The organism is Pseudoclavibacter sp. JAI123, from assembly GCF_013409665.1.
GTDB lineage: Bacteria > Actinomycetota > Actinomycetes > Actinomycetales > Microbacteriaceae > Pseudoclavibacter.
This window is the reverse complement of record NZ_JACCCM010000001.1, coordinates 1,737,915-1,757,593: the sequence shown is the minus strand read 5'-3', so window position 1 is coordinate 1,757,593 and position 19,679 is coordinate 1,737,915. Positions and strand designations below refer to the sequence as shown.

At 68.1% G+C, this 19,679-nt stretch carries 22 protein-coding genes and 1 other RNA gene; 7 read left to right on the top strand and 16 right to left on the bottom strand.

Annotation, left to right across the window (positions count from 1 at the left end):
* Positions 1–60 precede the first annotated feature (60 nt).
* The 3 genes from HDC34_RS08270 to HDC34_RS08260 are packed head-to-tail and all read right to left on the bottom strand — an operon-like array spanning position 61 to position 1,527.
* Positions 61–603: a hypothetical protein gene (locus HDC34_RS08270; protein WP_104312179.1), complete on the bottom strand. Its 543-nt coding sequence runs from the start codon at positions 601–603 to the stop codon at positions 61–63.
* 31 nt (positions 604–634) lie between these two features.
* Positions 635–895 (bottom strand): zf-HC2 domain-containing protein, encoded by a 261-nt coding sequence (locus tag HDC34_RS08265; RefSeq protein WP_104253513.1) that lies wholly within the window; start codon positions 893–895, stop codon positions 635–637.
* On the bottom strand, positions 892–1,527 hold the full coding sequence (locus HDC34_RS08260; protein WP_104312180.1) for a sigma-70 family RNA polymerase sigma factor: 636 nt from the start codon (positions 1,525–1,527) through the stop codon (positions 892–894). Before HDC34_RS08260 ends, HDC34_RS08265 begins: the two co-directional genes overlap by 4 nt.
* A gap of 149 nt (positions 1,528–1,676) precedes the next feature.
* On the opposite strand from HDC34_RS08260, the gene aroA reads away from it, so the two are divergent.
* Genes aroA through HDC34_RS08245 form a run of 3 tightly spaced genes read left to right on the top strand, consistent with a single transcriptional unit; the run spans position 1,677 to position 5,027 of the window.
* A complete protein-coding gene (aroA, locus tag HDC34_RS08255; protein ID WP_179556519.1) occupies positions 1,677–3,122 on the top strand; it encodes a 3-phosphoshikimate 1-carboxyvinyltransferase in 1,446 nt (481 codons plus the stop codon).
* Positions 3,123–3,124: 2 nt separating this feature from the next.
* Positions 3,125–4,186: a ribosome small subunit-dependent GTPase A gene (rsgA, locus tag HDC34_RS08250; RefSeq protein WP_179556518.1), complete on the top strand. Its 1,062-nt coding sequence runs from the start codon at positions 3,125–3,127 to the stop codon at positions 4,184–4,186.
* Positions 4,187–4,211: 25 nt separating this feature from the next.
* A complete protein-coding gene (locus HDC34_RS08245) occupies positions 4,212–5,027 on the top strand; it encodes an inositol monophosphatase family protein (RefSeq protein ID WP_104312183.1) in 816 nt (271 codons plus the stop codon).
* A 31-nt stretch (positions 5,028–5,058) separates the two neighbouring features.
* On the opposite strand, the gene HDC34_RS08240 is transcribed toward HDC34_RS08245, so the two are convergent.
* Positions 5,059–6,603 (bottom strand): MFS transporter, encoded by a 1,545-nt coding sequence (locus HDC34_RS08240; RefSeq protein ID WP_179556517.1) that lies wholly within the window; start codon positions 6,601–6,603, stop codon positions 5,059–5,061.
* Positions 6,604–6,765: 162 nt separating this feature from the next.
* Between HDC34_RS08240 and HDC34_RS08235 the strand changes: the two genes are divergently transcribed.
* The 3 genes from HDC34_RS08235 to HDC34_RS08225 all read left to right on the top strand — a co-directional run bounded on the left by HDC34_RS08235 (position 6,766) and on the right by HDC34_RS08225 (position 8,566).
* On the top strand, positions 6,766–7,341 hold the full coding sequence (locus HDC34_RS08235; protein WP_179556516.1) for a septum formation family protein: 576 nt from the start codon (positions 6,766–6,768) through the stop codon (positions 7,339–7,341).
* A gap of 9 nt (positions 7,342–7,350) precedes the next feature.
* Positions 7,351–7,794: a septum formation family protein gene (locus HDC34_RS08230; RefSeq protein WP_179556515.1), complete on the top strand. Its 444-nt coding sequence runs from the start codon at positions 7,351–7,353 to the stop codon at positions 7,792–7,794.
* 157 nt (positions 7,795–7,951) lie between these two features.
* Entirely contained in the window at positions 7,952–8,566 is a 615-nt protein-coding gene (locus HDC34_RS08225) for a DNA-3-methyladenine glycosylase I (protein ID WP_218854927.1), read from the top strand.
* A gap of 86 nt (positions 8,567–8,652) precedes the next feature.
* On the opposite strand, the gene ssrA is transcribed toward HDC34_RS08225, so the two are convergent.
* Positions 8,653–9,021: a transfer-messenger RNA gene (gene ssrA / locus HDC34_RS08220) on the bottom strand.
* Between the two features lie 171 nt (positions 9,022–9,192).
* Between ssrA and HDC34_RS08215 the strand changes: the two genes are divergently transcribed.
* Positions 9,193–11,301 (top strand): hypothetical protein, encoded by a 2,109-nt coding sequence (locus HDC34_RS08215; RefSeq protein ID WP_179556514.1) that lies wholly within the window; start codon positions 9,193–9,195, stop codon positions 11,299–11,301.
* A 98-nt stretch (positions 11,302–11,399) separates the two neighbouring features.
* Here HDC34_RS08215 and smpB read toward each other — a convergent pair whose 3' ends face one another.
* The 11 genes from smpB to HDC34_RS08160 all read right to left on the bottom strand — a co-directional run bounded on the left by smpB (position 11,400) and on the right by HDC34_RS08160 (position 19,522).
* Positions 11,400–11,876: an SsrA-binding protein SmpB gene (smpB, locus tag HDC34_RS08210; RefSeq protein WP_104241539.1), complete on the bottom strand. Its 477-nt coding sequence runs from the start codon at positions 11,874–11,876 to the stop codon at positions 11,400–11,402.
* Positions 11,877–11,966: 90 nt separating this feature from the next.
* Positions 11,967–12,878 carry a permease-like cell division protein FtsX gene (gene ftsX, locus HDC34_RS08205; protein WP_179556513.1) on the bottom strand — a complete coding sequence of 304 codons (912 nt, stop codon included), beginning with the start codon at positions 12,876–12,878 and terminating at the stop codon, positions 11,967–11,969.
* Entirely contained in the window at positions 12,875–13,717 is an 843-nt protein-coding gene (gene ftsE, locus HDC34_RS08200; protein ID WP_179556512.1) for a cell division ATP-binding protein FtsE, read from the bottom strand. Before ftsE ends, ftsX begins: the two co-directional genes overlap by 4 nt.
* 107 nt (positions 13,718–13,824) lie before the next feature.
* Positions 13,825–14,940 carry a peptide chain release factor 2 gene (prfB, locus tag HDC34_RS08195; protein WP_104312252.1) on the bottom strand — a complete coding sequence of 372 codons (1,116 nt, stop codon included), beginning with the start codon at positions 14,938–14,940 and terminating at the stop codon, positions 13,825–13,827.
* A gap of 54 nt (positions 14,941–14,994) precedes the next feature.
* On the bottom strand, positions 14,995–15,420 hold the full coding sequence (locus HDC34_RS08190; protein WP_179556511.1) for a hypothetical protein: 426 nt from the start codon (positions 15,418–15,420) through the stop codon (positions 14,995–14,997).
* 38 nt (positions 15,421–15,458) lie between these two features.
* The gene (locus tag HDC34_RS08185) at positions 15,459–15,896 is read right to left on the bottom strand and encodes a hypothetical protein (protein WP_104312254.1); all 438 of its coding nucleotides are present in this window, start codon (positions 15,894–15,896) and stop codon (positions 15,459–15,461) included.
* Positions 15,886–16,272 carry a TadE family protein gene (locus HDC34_RS08180; RefSeq protein ID WP_218854926.1) on the bottom strand — a complete coding sequence of 129 codons (387 nt, stop codon included), beginning with the start codon at positions 16,270–16,272 and terminating at the stop codon, positions 15,886–15,888. The genes HDC34_RS08185 and HDC34_RS08180 overlap by 11 nt, the downstream gene beginning before the upstream one ends.
* A 25-nt stretch (positions 16,273–16,297) precedes the next feature.
* Entirely contained in the window at positions 16,298–16,474 is a 177-nt protein-coding gene (locus tag HDC34_RS08175) for a hypothetical protein (RefSeq protein ID WP_167516480.1), read from the bottom strand.
* A gap of 23 nt (positions 16,475–16,497) precedes the next feature.
* On the bottom strand, positions 16,498–17,436 hold the full coding sequence (locus HDC34_RS08170; protein ID WP_179556510.1) for a type II secretion system F family protein: 939 nt from the start codon (positions 17,434–17,436) through the stop codon (positions 16,498–16,500).
* Complete coding sequence (locus HDC34_RS08165; RefSeq protein WP_179556509.1) at positions 17,433–18,296, bottom strand: type II secretion system F family protein; 864 nt, start codon at positions 18,294–18,296, stop codon at positions 17,433–17,435. Before HDC34_RS08165 ends, HDC34_RS08170 begins: the two co-directional genes overlap by 4 nt.
* Positions 18,293–19,522 carry a CpaF family protein gene (locus HDC34_RS08160; RefSeq protein WP_179556508.1) on the bottom strand — a complete coding sequence of 410 codons (1,230 nt, stop codon included), beginning with the start codon at positions 19,520–19,522 and terminating at the stop codon, positions 18,293–18,295. Before HDC34_RS08160 ends, HDC34_RS08165 begins: the two co-directional genes overlap by 4 nt.
* Between the last annotated feature and the right edge of the window lie 157 nt (positions 19,523–19,679).

Here is a 19,679-nt window from a genome sequence, read left to right as displayed (position 1 = left end):
AGAAGGCGCCCGTCCCGAGCAATCGGGGCGGGCGCCTTCGTGTGCTGTCTGAACGGCCTGCTAGCGCCCGGTCAGGAGAGCGACGGCGTCGTCGAGGTACGCGGCGAGTGGCGTCGAGCTGCTTGCGCCGAGACCGGCCTGCGCGCCAGGGACAGCTCCCCAGTGCAGGACCACCTCGCCGCCCACCACCTCGAGGCCGGGATGCGCGTCGGCACCCCCGCTGTCGGAGAGCTGGATACGCGCCGCGCCGTAGTTGACGACCTCGCCAAGGGCGAACCCGGACTTCAGCGCGGCCAGCTGCACGCGACGTCGCTCGGCCGCAAGCGCCGACTGCTCGCTGTAGTGGTCTGGCTGCTTCGCGACCCGGATGACGGAGCCGACGCGGAACAGCCCGCCGCTCTCGTCGAGCAGCAGCTCACGCAACCGCCACACGTTAGAGACGCGCCGCAGGACGGGGCCCCGACGGACGCCGAGGACGGGGCGACGCTCGACCAGCTCGGCGAGCGTCTCCCGCCTGGCATCCCGTTCCCGCAGCTCGGAGATGGCCTCGTCGACGCGGGCAGAGAGCAGGCGCCAGGCGTCCTCCTCGGGATCCGGAGTCATGGGCAGGACACGAGTTCGCGGGCGCCCCGTGTCAGTTCGCGACCGGCGTGCCGTGCGAACGCTGGATGTTGCGCAGCTGGTCGAGGACGTGCAGGCGCAGCTCTTCGGGGGCGCGCTCCTTGCAAGCGCGCTGGACGACTTCCATGAGCGAGCGGTTCACGTGCAGCTCGCTCTCGCAGTCCTTGCAGTGCTCGAGGTGCTCGCGAATATCGCTCGCGTCCGTACTGGCGAGTTCGTTGCGCAGGTACTCCTCGAGGGCGTCCTTGGCTTTCTCGCAGCCGCAATCGGTCATTTCTTGCTCCCTGTTTCCTGCTCGTCCCCGTCCAGGGCCGGAATGATGCCGTTCTCTCGCGCGTAGCCGGTGAGGCGCTCGCGAAGCAGTCGCCTGCCGCGGTGAAGCCGCGACATGACGGTGCCGACGGGGGTCTTCATGATGTCTGCGATCTCCTTGTAGGAGAATCCCTCCACGTCGGCGAGGAACACCGCCAGGCGGAAGTCCTCCGGGATCGCCTGGAGGGCGTCCTTCACCGTCGAGTCGGGGAGGTGGTCGATGGCCTCGGCCTCGGCCGAGCGCGACGAGGTCTGGGCCGTCGCCGACTCGGCGCCGCCGAGCTGCCAGTCCTCGAGGTCCTCGAGCGCGTTCGCGTACGGCTCCCGCTGCTTCTTGCGGTACGAGTTGATGAAGAGGTTCGTGAGGATGCGATACAGCCACGCTTTGAGGTTCGTGCCCTGCTCGAAGCGCGCGAAGGCCACGAAGGCCTTCACGAAGGTCTCCTGCACGAGGTCCTGCGCGTCTGCGGGGTTTCGAGTCATGCGCATGGCTGCCGCGTACAACTGGTCGATGTACTGCAGCGCCTGCTCCTCGAACAGCTGCCGGAGTTCGTCCTGATCTGGGGTCGCCTGAGGCGACTTCTGCTCACTCATTACGCGTGAGTGTACTGCCGTGCGCCTCTCGGCGGCTTGACGCCTCGGCGGCGCGAGGGTTGTCTGCAAGGGCTGCCCTCCCCTTCGTTGTCTGCCGGAATCGTCTTTCCGGGTGATGCGAGCGCCACTGGCGGTATCGTTGTCAACCAATGGAGATCTTTGGCTATTCCGGACCACGCTTCGACCTGTACCGAGACGACGAGGGCAGCGAGCCCCTGACCCTCGGCGACGGCCCGTGGGAGGCCCCGACGGCGACTGCGCCGATCGACGCGCGCCTCCAGATCCCTGGGTCGAAGAGCCTCACGAACCGCGAACTGGTGCTGTCCGCACTGGCCGACGCACCGTCGCTGCTTCGGCACCCGCTGTGGGCTCGCGACACCGAGCTCATGATCGAGGCGCTCAGGCAGCTCGGCACGAAGATCGTCGAAGTCCCCGGCGACGGTCGGTTCGGGAACGATCTCGAGATCACGCCAGGCGAGCTCGAATGCGGCGTCTCCATCGACTGCGGCCTCGCGGGCACCGTCATGCGCTTCGTCCCGCCCCTCGCATCCCTCGCCCTCGGCCCCGTCGCCTTCGACGGCGACGAGGCGGCCCGCCGTCGCCCGATGAAGGGCACGGTGGATGCGCTCAAGGCGCTCGGCGTCGAGGTCCGCGACGACGGGAGGGGCGGGCTGCCCTTCTCGCTCTACGGCACCGGTGAGGTGACAGGTGGCGAGGTCACGATCGACGCTGGAGCCTCCAGCCAGTTCGTCTCAGGGCTGCTCATGGCCGGCGCACGCTTCGAGGACGGGCTCACGCTCATCCACTCGGGCGATCGGGTCCCGAGCCAACCGCATATCGACATGACGCTCGCCGCCCTGCGTGACCGCGGGGTCGAGATCGACGACTCGGAGGCGGGCACGTGGCGTGTCTCGCCCGGCGTCATCGACGGGCGGGAGCTCACGATCGAGCCGGACCTCTCCAATGCCGAGCCTTTCCTCATCGCGGCGATCGTCGCGGGCGGCAGCGTCTCCATCGAGGACTGGCCGGAGACCACGACCCAGGTCGGATCTCACCTCGAGCACCTCCTCCCGCTCTTCGGCGCGCAGATCTCGGTCGCGGACGGCGTGCTCACGTGCACGGTCGAACGCGGCATCGCCGAGGGCGCCGAACTGCCGGGCGTCGACCTCGATCTCTCAGAGGCGGGAGAGCTCGCCCCCAACCTCGCGGCGCTCTGCGGACTCTGCACCACCACGAGCCGCATCACGGGCATCGCGCACCTCCGGGGCCACGAGACCGACCGCGTGGCGGCCATCGCCGCCGAGCTGCGCGGCATCGGCTGCGAGGTCACCGAGCTCGACGACGGGCTCGAGATCGTTCCCGGACCGCGCACGGCCCACGAGTGGCGCAGCTACGAGGACCACCGCATGGCGACATCCGGCGCCATCGTCGGCCTCGGGATCGAGGGCGTCACCGTCGACGACATCCACGCCACGAGCAAGACGCTCCCCCAGTTCACCCAGCTCTGGCAGGACATGCTGGACCAGGGCGCGGTCGGCGACCCGGACGAGGGCGAGGACGACGGCAGCGTCGACCTCACCGCCTTCAGCATCTGACCGTGGCTCGCTCACTCGGCGACGCGTTCGACGCCTACGGCGACTGGGACGAGGACGACTTCCGGGGGCGCCCGAACCCCAAGGCGAACAGGCCCCGCTCGAAGCAGCGGCCGAAGCACTCCGATGCCGTGACCGGGCGCGTCGTGACCGTCGATCGCGGACGCTACACGGTGCTCCTCGACGAGGGGACACCAGAGGAACGGACCGTCACCGCTGCCAAGGCGCGAGAGATCGGCCGAACGGCCATCGTCACGGGAGACCTCGTCGACATCGTCGGCGACACCACCGGCGACGCGGGCAGCCTCTCCCGCATCGTGCGCATCGTCGAACGCAAGACGCTCCTCCGCCGCAGCGCGGACGACACCGACCAGGTCGAGCGCGTCATCGTCGCAAACGCCGACCAGATGCTCATCGTCGCGGCGACAGCGCAGCCGGAGCCGCGACCACGGCTCATCGACCGCTATCTCGTGGCGGCCCTCGACGCGGGCATCCAGCCCCTCCTCGTGCTCACCAAGACGGACGTGGCGCCCGCTGACGAGCTGCGCGCGCTCGTCGAGCCCCTCGGCGTGAAGGTCTTCGAGTCTCGCCCGGGAGGCGAGCCCATCGACGAGCTCCGAGCGGCGCTCACCGGGCACACGACCGTCGCCGTCGGACATTCCGGCGTCGGGAAGTCGACGCTCGTGAACGCGCTCGTACCCGGCACGCTCCGCGAGACGGGAGTCGTCAACGCCGTCACCGGTCGCGGCAGGCACACCTCCTCATCCACCCTCGCCGTTCGGATCGAGGACGCCGAGGGCCGCACCGGCTGGATCATCGACACACCCGGAGTCCGGTCATTCGGACTCGGGCACGTCGATCGCGACAACGTGCTGCGCGGCTTCACCGAACTCGCCGACATAGCCGAGGACTGCCCGCGCGGATGCACGCACCGGGCCGACGCTCCGGACTGCGCGCTCGACGACGCTGCGCGTGACGGCGAGCTCGACGAGGCTGGCATCGCCAGGCTCGACTCGCTGCGACGCCTGTTCATGTCGCTCGACCAGGCGGCCGACGCGAGCTACTAGCTGGCCCCTGGCCTAGGCTGACCGTGTGGCCACCGAACTCCTGCACCCGCTCTCCTCCGACCTCCGCCTTGCACGGGAGCTCGCCGACATCGCCGATGCGGTCTCGATGCAGCACTTCAACTCGCGCTCGCTCGGGGTGTACGAGAAAGAGGACCGGACGCCGGTGACCGACGCGGACCGGGCCGTCGAGCAGGCCCTGCGCGCGCGCCTCGCGGAGACCCGCCCGAGCGACTCCATCCTCGGCGAGGAGTACGGCTCGCAGGGCACCTCCCGCCGGCAGTGGATCATCGACCCGATCGACGGCACCGCCAACTTCATGCGCGGCATCCCGATCTGGGCGACCCTGATCTCGCTGGTCATCGACGGCGTTCCCGAGGTGGGTGTCGTCTCGGCACCCGGCCTCAACAGGCGCTGGTGGGGCGCGACCGGCCAGGGTGCGTACCTCGACGACGACCTCAGCGACCGCGATGTCGCCACCGACCGGCGCATTCAGGTGAGCGCCGTCGACGAGCTCGAACGGGCATCCCTCAGCTACAACAGCCTCAAGGGCTGGGATGACGCGGGCCGCTCAGCGCAGCTGCTCGAGTTCAGCCGAGCCATCTGGCGCACGCGCGCCGTCGGCGAGGTCTGGTCCTACATGCTCGTCGCGGAGGGCGCGCTCGAGATCGCGGGAGAGTTCGATCTGCAGCCGTACGACATGGCCGCGATCGTGCCGATCGTCGTGGAGGCAGGCGGCACGTTCACCAGCATGGACGGGGAAGAAGGACCGTGGCACGGCAGTGCGCTCGCCACGAATGGCCTTCTGCACGATCAGGCGCTCAAGGCCCTCGCAGCCCGCTGATCCGGTTCGCGACTCGGCCGGAGATCAGACGTCACTCCCCCACTTGCTGCTCGCGCTGGCGTCGCCGATGCCCGACAAGGTCCACGACGGCGACCACAAGCGTGAGACAGGCCAGGCAGATGACCACGAGCAGGCCGCCGGCGACGGACGTCTTGTAGGCCTCCTGCACGACAGGCGAACTCGTGTCCTGCACGGCTCCCGTGACCTGCAGGGCGGCGACCCCCGCGAAGAAGACGGAGCTGCCGATCGCCAAGCCCATGGCGTTGCCGAGGCGCTGCCCGACCTGCGCGAACGAGCCCGCGATGCCCGCCTGCTCGACGGGGACGTGCAGGAGCATCCGCATCTGGTTCGCCCCCATCACCAGCCCCGCGCCCGCACCCGAGATGACCAGCGACGCGCTGACCAGGTAGGGCGACAGCGCCGGCTCAGCCAGCTGGGTCACGACGAGCACCACGCTGTAGCCCACAACGAAGAGCGCGACACCGACGGCGACGAGCGTGGCCCCGTGCTGGAACGTCCACTTGCCCGACACGGCTGCCACGACCGCCGAGGTGAGCGCGTACGGGACCGAGACGGCGCCGACCAGCACGGCCGGGTGTCCGAGCCCCTGCTGCAGGAACAGCGTCACGAGCAGGAAGCCGACGGGCATCGCGGCGAAGAACAGCGTCGTGATGAGCACCCCGTAGCGATACGAGGGCGTGCGGAAGAGCGCGAAGTCGACGACGGGCGTCTTCCCGATCCGGAGGTAGCGCCGTTCCCAGAGGATGAACGCGACGAAGAAGCCGAGCGCTGGGGCGAGCAGCCACCACCGGGCCGGGTCGTCAGTGTCCCGCCCCGACGTCAGCACGAATGGGAGCATCGTCGTCAGCACGGCCAGCCCGAGGAGGGCGACGCCGAAGAGGTCGAGCGTCTGCCCCTTCGCCACTTCCTGCCTCGATGGGAGGAGCCGCCAGGCGAACGGCAGCACGACAAGGGCGAGGGGCACGTTCATCGCGAAGGTCCAGCGCCAGCCGGCCTCCTCCCCCAGCAGGCCGATGAGCAAGCCGCCGATCGTCGGACCGAACGCCGTGCCGAGCCCGACGATGGCGCCGAAGATCCCGAAGGCCCGCCCACGCTCCTGGCCCGTAAAGAGCTGCTGGATGAGGCCGAGCACCTGCGGCATCAGGATGCCGGCGGCGAAGCCCTGCAGGATGCGGCCGCCGATCAACATCTCGGTGCTCACGCTCAGCGCGCACACGAGCGACGCGAGCCCGAAGGCGACGAGACCGATCAGGAACAGGCGCTTGCGATTCCACAGGTCGCCGAGTCGCCCCGAGGGAACCAGCAGGATTCCGAACGCCAGCACGTAGCCGGCGACGATGAGCTGCACGTCGGAGGAGGCCGCGCCGAGCGTGTGCTCGATCGGGCCGAGCGTGACGTTGACCTTGGCCAGATCGAGGATCGTGAGCACGGCGACCGCCGCGCACACCGCGAAGGCGGGCCAGCGGGAGGCCTCCTGTGGTGCTGTGGCGGAGGAAGAGGGTCCACCCTGCCGGACGGTCGACTGCTGGGTGGGGGAACTCGCGTCTGCAGACATAGGGAGCCAATGCTACGCCCGCGGGACGACACGCCAGGGTGAAAGCAACTGCGAACGCCTCAGTGGTGATCCTCGGGAACACGGCAATACACTGGTCGCGTCGCGTCTGCAGGAGCGGCAACAGGAGCTCTGAACCGATGTTCACCCCCAAGAGGAGCAACGATGCGAACCGCCGCCGTACGAAGCGCCGCTGGCGCGTCCCTGGGGCTCGCCGCCCTCCTGCTCCTCAGTGGATGCACCCTCGTGACGACACTGGCCAGTGGGGGCTCCGACCCCGTGGTGACGACGACGTCGACGTCCACTGCCGAGGAGACCGAGTCGGCCACGCCCACCGCATCCGAGACCGCAACACCAACACCAACCGCGGTGGCCGGCACGATGACCGGCATCGAGGACCTCGCGGTCGGCGACTGCTTCGACCTCGAATCGGATTCCGACGACGCTGAGCTCTTCCCGAACTGCGACTCGCTGCACACGTACGAGGCGTATCACTCCGAGAACATGTCGGGCGGTGACACCTTCCCCGGCGACTCGGCGATCGATACTGCCCTCGAGGACATCTGCTCCGCGGCGTTCACGGGCTTCATCGGGGCGGAGCCGTTCCTGACCGAATGGAACTACACGGGCATCGTGCCGAGCGCCGAGTCATGGGCCAGCGGCGACCGAGAAGTGCTGTGCATTGTGACGCCCCTCGACGGCCAGGCCACTGCGGGGACGGCTGCGGGTTCCGCCAGCTAGCCTGGTGGGGTGTCCTCCCGAATCCCCGCAACGCTCTTGGCCGTGCTCGTCGTCAGCGGAACGCTGACGGCCTGTGCGAGCTCCCCGGAGACGCCCCGCGTGGTTCCGATCACGGAAGTGAGCGCTGGCGATTGCTTCTCGTCGGACGCGGACCTCACCGTTGCGACGCTTGCGGCCTCGTGCGCGGACCCACACCTCTACGAGGTGCTCTCGGTGGCACCGAGCGAACTCGGTGAGGCGTTCCCGGGCGATGACGCTCTGGCCTCCGAAGCGGATGCACGTTGCTCAGCTCAGTTCGCCGAGCTCGGGCGAGACGCGGTCGCGGGCCTCACCGCGCTGCATCTTGTTCCGAGCGAACGGAGCTGGAGCGAGGGCGACCGCAACCTGGTGTGCCTCGTTGCAAGCAGCGAGGGTGACGAGCTGAGCGGCTCACGCCTGGCGGCCAACGGCTAGGTTCCGTTTCCTGCCGGGGCTGCCGCCTGTGGACAGCGGCGGCGCGTGTCGGAGGTGCCGGGTAGCGTTCTGCGCACAGCAGGTTCTCGATCAGCGCCGTCCGTGTCCCTTCCGGTTCGCGGAGATTGCAGGATTCCGCATCCGGAGAGGAAAGCCCTTGCCAGCTACCAGCATCACCCCTGACCTCGTCGTCGGCGAGGATGGCCTCGCCCGGCCGCTGTGGGCGAGCCGCGACGAGCTGCTCATGCAGTACTACGACACGGAATGGGGCATGCCCGTCACCGACGAGCGTGGCGTCTTCGAGCGGTTGTGCCTCGAGATCTTCCAGTCCGGGCTCTCTTGGCGCCTCATCCTGCAGCGGAGGCCGTTGCTGCGCGAGGCGTTCGCAGGTTTCGACGTCGACGCGGTGGCCGGGTTCGGCGATGACGACTTCGAGCGACTGATGAGCGACCCCGGAGTGATCCGGAACCGACTGAAGATCTCGTCGGTCATGAGGAACGCTCGCGCGACGGTCGCGCTGCGCGAGAGCGAGCCACTCAACGAACTGGTCTGGGGCGCCAAGCCGACGACAACGCCGAGACCCGCGTCAGCGGCAGACGTGCCCAGCTCCAGCGACGAGTCGCGACAGCTCACGAAGAGTCTCAAGGCGCGCGGCTTCAGCTTCGTCGGCCCAACCAACCTCTTCGCCCTCATGGAGGCCATCGGCATCGTCGACACGCACCTCGTCGGCAGCCATCGTCGCGGTACATCCGGCGTGTGGCCGGCGGACTGACCCAGGCACCGCACACTGCAGACAACAAAACCCCGACTCCCCAGTGTTCAACTGGGCAGTCGGGGCCTTCGCTCATGACGTGGGTTTCGTGGAGATGGGGGGAATCGAACCCCCGTCCACAACTACGAAACCGCGGCTTCTCCGGGTGCAGTCTGTCTACTGTTCTACTTGGCTCCGATCATGGGGACAGACACCTTGATCGACGAGCCCAGTTCCAGTGCAAGTCCCGTGGTGCCCTGAAACACAACACCACAGCAAGTTCCCTTAATGACGCCAGCTACCGGAGCGGGAACACCCCCGGGCTGACGGACTATCGGACTCGCTTAAGCAGCGAGGGCGAAGTCGGTGCGCTTAGCGTTAGCACCTATGTTTTGCGAGGGGCGTTTACGAGATAACCCCGCATCCTCGACCCGCTTCACGCCGATTCACCAGTCATGTCGAAACCGATCATCCCCGTGAGCCGAGTCTCCTCGGCGGCGTTCCACGTCATGAGCTCTGTTGAGTTGCAGCTGCCAGAAGAACTGGCAGCTCCTAAACATACGTCAAGACGGCCGGAAAATCCACGTCCTGGCGTGCTCAGGGCAAGCCTGGAGGCGATTCCCGGGAGGACCAGTAACCTGAACCCCATGAGCGGCAATGACTTTGAAGGATTCGGGCGCCCGAATTGGCAGAAGCCCGAGAACGGCGACGAGCACGCCCAGGAATCCGGGGACTCCGTTTCGGAAGACCAGACCTCTGGGCACGAAGGCTTCGGTGCGCACTTCGGCAGGCCGGCTGAGGAGCCGGACGCTCCCGCGCCCTCCGAGGATGGGCCCGGCCAGCCAGAGGTGAGCGACGGCGAGGTACCCGCGCCGGTCCAGTACGAGGCGCCCGCGGCGCCCACCTGGCCGCGTGATGCCGAGTCAGCACCAGCCGCCGATGCAGTCGGCGAAGGCGTGGAACCGGCCAGCGGCGACCAGTCTCACCCCGACGAGAACAGCACCGAGGTCCTCGGCTTCGGCGAGGGAAACGAGACCGCTGTGCTCGGTCGCGGAGACCACAACCAGACGGAGATCCTCGACTCCGGTGCGCCGGCCGCCCCGAGTTGGGAGCAGACTCCCCCGCAGAACTCGAGCACCTGGAACGACCAGGGCGTATCCACCCCGGCTCCAACTGGCTGGGACCAGACGGCCCAGCACGACCCCAACGCCTGGAACGACCAGAGCGCACCAGCCCAGGCTCCCGCATCCTGGGACCAGCAGCCCTCCGCTCCGGCGTGGGGCCAGTCGGCTCCGGACGCGCAGGACGCCCAGACGACGCAGACTCCGGCGTGGAACGCACCGGGTGCCGGCCAGGCTGACCCGAGTCAGGCGAGCGGCGGCCTCGAGGCGCCGGCGTACGGCGAGGTGAACAGCGCGCCGAGCTACGGCGGCCAGAACGAGTCGCCCGCGTTCGGCTCGACCGCCCCCGAGGCGGGTGCCGCTGCCTTCGGCGTCGGCTATGGCGCGCAGCAGCAGGCAGGCGCGTGGAACGGCGCTCCGGAGAACCAGACCCCAGCCCCCTACGCTCCCGGCCAGGCACCCGGCCAGGAGTTCGGGGCACCCGCGTTCGGTGGCAACGGTGGCGGTGGCTACCAGGGCGGCGGACCGTCCGGCCCCAACGACTTCGGCAACGGAGCCCCCGCCAAGAAGCCCTGGTTCCGGAAGCCCGCGATCCTCATCCCCGCGATCATCGGCGTCGTGGTCCTGGTGGGAGCCGCCGTAGCGATCCCCGTCACCATCCACAACAACAACGTGAACCGCGGCGACGAGCTCGCGGCTGCGTTCCAGACGGACCTCGACGCGCATTACGCGGACTGGACGACCGAGAACCTCGACCTTGCCGCCAACGTCACCATCTCGGCCTCACTGGGCGAGAACACCGACTTCTTCTCGCAGTCGGCGGCCCAGATGACCGACTTCTCGACTCGCTGCGGGAACGTCGCGACGGCGGAGACGACGATCAACGATCTCGCCGGGTCCACCGTGCCCTCGCTTGCGGTCGAGGACGGTGCCGACGCCTCCGAGGCATACAAGGCCGCTCAGACCGAGAGCGACGGCCTCAGCGAGCGACGCGACATCGTCGCGAACTTCGCTGACACGGCAAGCGCGGATGTCGCGGCGCTGCAGCAGTTCTGCGAGGCGTTCCCGAAGTACAACTCGATCTACAACACGTTCGGCACGCAGCTCGCGTCGTTCTCGTCGACGATCTTCACCATCCCGGACGGTCAGAACATCGACCTCGGCAACAACCTGTACTACCCGTGCAACGTGTCGACGGGATGCCCGGACTACAGCAACCCGAACATCGGCACGACGATCGCCGACGGCATCAAGTCGACCTACGTCGACTTCTACCGTGGCATCGCGGACCTGGCCGCATCGGAGTGCTTCCTCGACGAGCTCGCGGACGTCTGCACGAGCTACAGCACCGAGTTCGGGAAGGCCGCGGATGCTGCGCAGGCCGCCGCCGACTCGTACCGCTCTGAGACGCTGAGCCTCACCGTCGGGGCCGTTCCGTTCGCCAACTCGTCAACGCTGTTCACCGCGATGTTCGACACGTTCGACGCGGCCGACGCGGCCGTGCAGACGGCCTGGTGGAGCGCCGACCCGTCGTCAGACGGGCAGACGGACCGTGGCTGGCAGTCGCGAAGCCTGAAGACGCTGCTCTCCGCACACGAGAGCTCCATCGCGACGCTCGTCGAGAGCGTGCGCTAGCGGTTCCAAGCACACACAGCGATGCGGCCCCCGATCCACTGGATCGGGGGCCGCATCGCTATTCGGGGCGTGCAGCGCATCGGTGCTCGAGGCGCGATCTACTCCCCCATGTACTTGCGGGACGCGACGGCGCGGTCGGCCTCGCGCTTGTCCTGGCGCTCACGCAGTGCGTGGCGCTTGTCGAACTCGCGCTTGCCCTTCGCCACGGCCAGCTCGACCTTTGCACGGCCGTTGAGGAAGTAGAGCGTCAGCGGGACGAGCGTGTAGCCGCCCTCTTTGGTCTTCATGGCGAGCTTGCGGATCTGCTCCTTGTGCAGCAGCAGCTTCCGCTTGCGGCGTGGTGCGTGATTGTTCCACGTGCCCTCGAGGTACTCGGGGATGTGCACGGCGTCGAGCCACGCCTCACCGCGGTCGATGTACGCGTATCCGTCGACGAGGGAGGCGCGCCCCTGCCGGAGCGACTTCACCTCGGTTCCGTTCAGCACGATGCCCGCTTCGAGGGTGTCCTCGATCAGGTAGTCGTGCCTGGCTCGACGGTTCGTCGCGACAGGCTTCGTCCCTTGCTCCTTTGGCATGGCCTCTTCCTCTCTCGACGGCAGACGATGGGCAGCCCGCTATCTTACGACACGGGCTGTCCATCGGTCTACCTTGCTGTTGCGTGCGGGTCAGACCTTGAGGTACTTGTTGATCGCGATGCGCGCGGAGACCCAGGCGAGCAGCACGCTGACGATCAGGAGGACGGGGATCGCGAGGAACGCCTCCGGGACTCCGATGAGGGAGACGAACGGCAGCTGCCTGCCGAGGTAGCCCTGCACGAAGAAGTGCGCGATGGCGACGGTTGCTGCCGAGGCGAGCACGGCACCGATGAGGGCCGCGACGACGCCTTCGAGGATGAAGGGCGCCTGGATGTAGCGGTTGGATGCGCCGACGAGGCGCATGATGCCGATCTCGCGGCGCCTGCTGATCGCAGACAGGCGGATCGTGGTCGCGATGAGGAGCGCCGCCGCGACGAGCATGACCACCGCGACTCCGATCGCAGACAGACTGGCGACGTTGAGGAGCTCGAAGATGCTCTCGAGGTACTGGCGCTGGTCGGTGACCGCCTCCACACCGTCGTAGTTGGAGAGCTGCTCGATGATGATGTCGGCCTGGTCGGGGTCGGTGAGCGTGATGAGGAAGCTCTCCGAGAGGAACTCGGGCTCGACGAAGGACACGATGGGGTCGCCGGCGAACTGCTGCTGGAAGTTCTCGTAGGCCTGTTCTTGGTCTTCGAACTCGTACTCGCTGATGTACGGGGTGAGGACGGCGCCCTGCAGGGCCGCCTCGACGGCGTCGCGCTGGGTGTCGCTGGCCTGGCCGCCTGCGCAGTTCGGGGCGGTCGAGACGGACGAGCAGAGGTCGACGGACACCTGAGCGCGGTCGTACCAGAAGGCCTTCATGCTGCTGATCTGCTGCTGCATGAGGATTCCGGCGCCGACGAACGTCAGGGAGACGAAGGTCACGAGCACGACGGAGATGACCATGCTCGAGTTGCGGCGAAGTCCCTGCCACATCTCGGCGAATACGCGGCCGATCATTTGACGTCTCCAGAGTTCTTCGTGGTCTTCTCGCCGGCGACGCGCGAGGCGATCGAGTCGGCGATGGATGTGGGGGCTTGCGACGCGACCTGAGCTTCGGTGTCGTCGTTCTGCTCGAGCTGGTTGGCGGTCTCCGCTTCGGTGAGCGGCACGATGCCCGGCTGGTAGACGCCATCGGACTCGTCGCGCATGATGACGCCGCCGTCGAGCTCGATGACGCGCCTGCGCTCCTCGTCGACGATCGAGACGTCGTGCGTGGCCATGACGACGGTGGTGCCGTTCGCGTTGATGCGGGTGAGGAGGCGCATGATGCCTCGGCTCGTGACGGGGTCGAGGTTTCCGGTCGGCTCGTCCGCGAGGAGGATGTCCGGCTTGTTGACGACGGCGCGGGCGATCGCGACGCGCTGCTGCTCGCCGCCGGAGAGTTCGTGGGGGAAGCGGTTCGCCTTGTCGCCGAGGCCCACGGTCTCGAGGACATCGGGGACGGCTTTCGCGACGTGGCCGCGGGACTTGCCGAGCGCTTCGAGCGCGTAGGCGACGTTCTCGAACACGGTCTTGCCTGCGAGGAGGCGGAAGTCCTGGAACACCATGCCGATGCTGCGTCGGTAGTACGGCACCTTGCGGTTGGAGATGCGGCGCAGGTCCTGGCCGAGCACGTGCACCTGTCCGCGGCTCGGGGCGTCCTCGCGGAGGATGAGGCGGAGGACGCTGGATTTTCCGGACCCGGAGGGGCCGACGAGGAACACGAACTCACCGCGCAGCACCTCGAAGGTGATGTCGTCGAGTGCGGGGGCGGCGGTGCCAGGGTAGACCTTGGCGACGTTATCGAATCTGATCATGGCGCTAACAGGGTAGGCACCGGAGTGGCCGCAGCCCGGCGCGACATGCAGAACACGTCAGACGTGGGTGTCCCGGCTCGATGCTCCCTGGCGCCTTCTTCGTGTTCCTAGGCGGCGTCGGCTTCGCCGCGCTTGCGCCAGCGGATGCCGGCGGCGATGAACGCGTCGATGTCGCCGTCGAAGACCTTGTCGGTGTTGCCGGTCTCGTGCTGGCTGCGGAGGTCCTTGACCATCTTGTATGGCGCGAGGACGTAGGAGCGCATCTGGTCACCCCAGCTTGCGGTGATGTTGCCCGCGAGCTCCTTCTTCTGCGCGTTCTCCTCTTCGCGGCGGAGCAGGAGAAGGCGTGACTGGAGGACGCGGAGTGCGGCGGCGCGGTTCTGGATCTGGCTCTTCTCGTTCTGGCAGCTCACGACGATCCCGGTTGGGAGGTGCGTGATGCGGACGGCCGAGTCGGTCGTGTTGACGGACTGGCCGCCCGGGCCGGAGGAGCGGAAGACGTCCACGCGCATGTCGTTGTCTGGGATCTCGATCGACTCGGTCTGCTCGATGAGCGGGACGACCTCGACGGCGGCGAAGCTCGTCTCGCGGCTTCCGGCTGAGTTGAAGGGGCTCATGCGCACGAGGCGGTGGGTTCCGGCTTCGACGGAGAGGGTGCCGAAGGCGTATGGGCTGTCGATCTCGATGGTGGCCGACTTGATGCCGGCCTGCTCGGCGTAGCTGGTGTCGAGGACGGAGACCTTGTAGCTGTGCTGCTCGGCCCAGCGGAGGTACATGCGGAGGAGCATCTCGGCGAAGTCGGAGGCGTCGACGCCGCCGGCGCCGGCGCGGATCGTGATGACCGCGGGGCGCGGGTCGAATTCGCCGTCGAGCAGCGTCTGGACCTCGAGGTTGCCGATGACCTTGGTGATCGACTTGAGCTCGGCGCGGGCTTCCTCGGCCGTGTCCTCGTCTTCCATCTCGACGGCCATCTGCGCGAGCACTTCGAGGTCGTCGAGGCGTCGTTCGATCTCGTCGAGGCGCTTGAGATCTGCCTGCGCGTGGCTGAGTGCGGAGGTGACCTTCTGCGCGTTCTCGGTGTCGTTCCAGAGGTCGGGGACGGATGCTGCGGCTTCGAGCTCCACCACCTTCGCGCGGAGCTTGTCGGGGTTGAGCACGGCGCTGATGTCTCCGAAGGTGCTGCGCAGGGCGGCGATCTCCGAAGCGAGGTCAAGGTTGATCATGATCCCCCAAGACTAGCCGCCAGGGCTGGGCGGCGCTGTTGGGCGCGCGTGGCGTCAGGAGAGCACCACCCTGGCGTCACTGGAGACGGTGATCTCGAGCCCGGATGGGAGCAGCGCATGGGTGAGGGGCGGGGTCCAGTGGCCGGTGATGACGACGGCGGCCGTGACGCCGTCTGGCGTCGACGCGGAGACGAGCGCAACGCTGTCCGGGCTCGCCCCGGCGAGGTCCTCGAGCGTCGCGAGGGCGCGTTCGTGCACCTTCGTGGGGTCGAGGACCGGCTGCAGCTCAGCATCGACGAAGGTGACGTCCGCCGCCGCGAAGCTCTCCGAGGCGGAGAGCGCCACCGCGTCCGCGATCGTGAGGAGTCGCTTGCGCTCGATGGACAGCGACGTGGCGGCGACCAGCACGTAGGCGGCGGTGAGCCCGATCATGAGGAAGACCAGGATGAGCGGGAGCACGCTGCCGCGCTCGCCGTGCATCCGGCGCAGGCTGTCGCGCAGTCGTGCTCGAGCGCCCGTCACGAGGAGAGCCCGAACCTGGTGACGGCGAACGAGGCCGTGGCGCTGGTCGGGATGGACAGCGGAGCTGCTTCCCCGGTCAGGTTCGGCGCGAACGGCAGGGGCACGTCGATCGTGACGGTGACGGAGACGACGGCACCCGCTGCCTGGCAGGCACCGGCCGTGCTGCTGCATTCGACGTGCTGTGCGACGGTGCCGGCCTCGAAGCCGTGGTCGGCAGCGGCGAGGTCGATCGCCGCCGCGGCGAGCGCCTGCGTCTCGACCGACTCGGGGTCGGACGCCAGCAGACGTGCCGCGCTTCTCGCCGCCGACTCTCCGGCGATGCTCGCGCCCTGCAGCGCGGAGAGCGTGAGCATGAGGTAGGCGAGTGGCACGATCAGCAGTGTGCCGAGTGTCAGGAACTCGAGCGAGGCCGACCCGCGATCGTCACTCGGCATCCAGCGTCTCCTGCGGGGCATGTCCGGTCACCTCCAGCGCGTCCGGCAACCCGAGGAGGCCGATGAGCGGAAGCGGCGAGCGCACGGTGACGGCGACGACGGGGGCCCCGTCGAGCTCGGTCGTGCTCGCCACCACGGACTCGGCGTACCCGCCGCCGATGCTCATGGCGATGAGGTCTGCGGCTCGTTCCTCGCCCGCTTCGAGACCGGCACCGAAGAGTCCCGCATGCCTCGCGCCCTCTCCTGCCGCATCGAGGAGCGTTGTGCGCACGTGCAACGCGAAGCCGATCTGCAGGACGGTCACGGTGAGCAGCACGAGCATCGCCGAGACCATGACCCACTCGGCGACCGCCGACCCTCGGTCGTCTCGGATCATGGGTCGGCGTGAGCGGACCGGCTTGTCAGCTGAAGTCACTGACTCGGGTGATGGCGTTCTCGAACACGTTGACGAGGAGGTCGCCGGCGACGGTCCAGAGAAGGATGACGATTCCGGCGGACATGATCGTGATCAAGACCCAGCCGGGGACGTCTCCGCGTTCGGAGGCGGCTCTGGTTCGGAGTGCGTGCAGGAACTGCATGGTCGTGCCTTTCGGGTGGGGCTCTAGAAGCTCGTGCGGAGCACGAAGACTGCCGGGTAGAGCGCGAACAGGATGGTGGTGGGCAGGATGAGGAAGATCAGCGGGACGAGCATCTGCACTTCTTTGCGCCCCGCCGCTTCGAGGAGCTCGCGCTTCCCGAGCTCTCGGGCGTCGCTTGCCTGAGCGCGGAGCACTTCGACGAGGGGCGCGCCGCGTTCCAGTGCGGAGATCATGTGCTCGACGCAGCGGTCGAGTGGCAGGTACTTGACGCCCCTGGTCATCTCGTGGAGCGCGTCGGCGAGCGAGACGCCCGTGTTCACGTGGTGGACGACGCGTGCGAATTCCTTGGCCAGTTCGCCGGTGCTGACGCTCGCGACGCGCCTGAGGCTGTCGAAGACTCCCTCGCCGGCCGAGATGCTGAGGGAGAGGAACTCGATCACGGTCGGGAACTCGCTGGCCACTTGCCGATGCCGGCGGTGCGCTGCACGCCCGAGTGCCTGGTCACGGGCGAAGATTCCGACGCCGCCGAGGAGGAGGGGAAGCAGGATCTGGGCGATGACCGGCATCCCTCGGGTCACGCCGAGCATCAGGGCTGTGGCGAGTCCGATTCCTGCCGCGACCAGCCCCCAGGTGAGCTGTTCGGCTCGGAAGCGTTCGACGCTGGCGGAGGAGCCGCTTTGGCGAAGCTGGCCGATGATGCGGTCGTTGCCGCCGAGAACTTCGCCGAGTAGTGCGCGCCCCTTCGCCATGAGCGGGGCGGCGAGGGTGCCGAGGACGGGGAGCGGGTCGGTCGCGGTCTTCTGCACGTCGGCGCGAGCGGCTGCCGACACGTCGAGGAGGTGCGGTGCGAGGCGTTCGGCGAGATTCGGTCTGGAGAGTCGGGGCACGGCGGCGAGCATCGTCCAGAGGCCGATGCCCAGACCGAGTCCGCATAGGACGGCCCAGCCGAGGGTCTCGTTCATGCGAACCACCTGCGGTCGTCCTTCAGCTTCGCAATCCGGAGCATCACGAGGTAGGCGAGGACTGTCGTCCCGAGGCCGATGAGGATGACGACGGCGCCTTCGTAGCTGTTGAATGCGGCGGCGGCCTCCGGCCGCGTGCCCAGCATGAGCAGGACGATCCAGGGTGCGGCGGATCCGAGCTTGGCGGCGTTCATGACCCAGGACTGCTTCGCCTCGACTTCGTGGCGCACCGCTTGCTCCTCACGGAGGTAGCTGCCGAGGCTCTTGAGCACCGTGGGGAGTTCGGCACCGCCGACGTCCCTGGACATGCGGAGTGTTTCGAGGATGCGGTCGGCGGTTGGGTCTGCGAGCCGTTCCTTGAGGTCGTCCAGCGCGACCCGGAAGCTTCCCGTGAGGCGGTACTGCCTCGTGAAGGCGGCGAAGTCCTCCCGTAGCACGGTCGGGCCAGACTCCGCGAGGCTCGCGACTCCCTCCGGCAGGGCGACGCCGGACCGGACGGAAGCGACGAGATGGTCGATGACATCCGGCCAGACGAGACGGTTGCGGCTGCGCCGCTGCACGGAACGCATTCGGACGATCAGGAAAGGACCGGCGCAGCCCGCCAGGAAGGCCAGCACAGCAACAGCGAACACACCGGTGAGCGCAAGTCCGGCGGCGCCGAGCGTGAGGCCGAGGACAACGGCGGCGCCCGCGAACACGGCCACCGGAACACGTTCGAAGCCTGCGCGCCTCAAATCTGCGCGGAAGTCGTCGATGCGGGAGCCACGGACCTCGACGCGCTCGGCGCTCGGGGGCCAGAGCCACGCACTCACGATGCTGGAGACACCCGCTCCCATGACGAGCGCGAGCAGCACGTTCACAGCGACCTCCGCAGAATCCGAGCAGCATCGAGACCGTGCGCCTCGTACTTCGCGATGCGTGGCGGCGGTGACCCCGTGGATTCGAGCTGCCCGCGACCGCGGCGGAAGAGCGTCGCCGCCTCGATGACCTGGCCCGTGGCGACACCCGTGGGTGCGAGGATCTCGCCCACGTGTCGAGTCCCCGAGGCAGTCATCTCCAGGTGCACCACGAGGTCGATGCAGCTGGCGACCGTCGGCACGACGAACGCGCTGTCGATGTTGCGCCCAGCCAGGAGCGGCAGCGTCGACAGCTTGATGAGCGCGTCCCGAGCCGAGTTGGCGTGGATGCTGCAGATGCCCGGCATACCGCTGTTGAGGGCGATCAGCAGGTCGAGGCTCTCGGCTTCCCGCACCTCGCCGACCACAAGCCAGTCGGGTCGCATCCGAAGCGCCTCTTTGATGAGTCGGCGAAGGGTGATCTCCCCGGTGCCCTCGAGGTTCGCCTGCCTGCACTGCAGCGCGACCACGTCGCGCGCGACGAGATCGAGTTCGAATGTCTCCTCGACGGTGACGATGCGCTCTTCGCTGCGCACGGAGGAGAGGAGCGCATTGATCATGGTCGTCTTGCCCGTGTGCGTGGCGCCGGAGACGAGGATGTTGCATCCGGCCAGGACCGCGAGCTGCAGGAACTCCGCCGCCTGGGCGGTGAGCGCCTCTCGCTCGACGAGGTGAGAGAGATCGCGGATGCGGCGCGTGAACTTCCTGATGTTCACCGACGGGTACCGGCGCGTCACCTCCGGCACAGCCACGTGCAGGCGTTCGCCGTTGGGGAGGGAAGCGTCGACGAATGGGGAAGACAGGTCGACGCGCCGGCCGCTCGACTGGAGCATCCGCTCGATGAGGTCGCGCAGGTCGCCCTCGGGGACGACCGTCGGCGTGAGCTCGGGGACGCCGCCGCGCGCGACGAACACGCGTGACGGGGCGTTGATCCAGATCTCCTCGATCTCCGGATCGTCGAGGTACGGCTGGAGCACGCCGAAGCCGGTGACCCGCGCGAGGACCTCGCGCGTCGTCGACTCCTCGTCGTGCACGAGCGGCAACGAGGACCCGAGGGCCTCCTCGGCGTAGCCGCGCACCTCTTCCCGTGCGATGTCCGCGGCCCGTGCGCGGTCGCCGCCGAGGTCGATGCCCTCCAGCAGGACCCGACGACGGATTCGGTCGGTGATGGTGCTTACCGCGATGCTCACGCCGTCAGCATGCCGAAAACCAGAGAACCCCGCAGAAGTTATCCACAGGCCAGCAAATGCAGGGAAACGGCCGACCACGTGTCACGGGACACCGGCGCTCATCCAGCTCACAGAGCATGAGTCGCCGGCTCCTTCGCAGACCGCACCCCGACGGTCC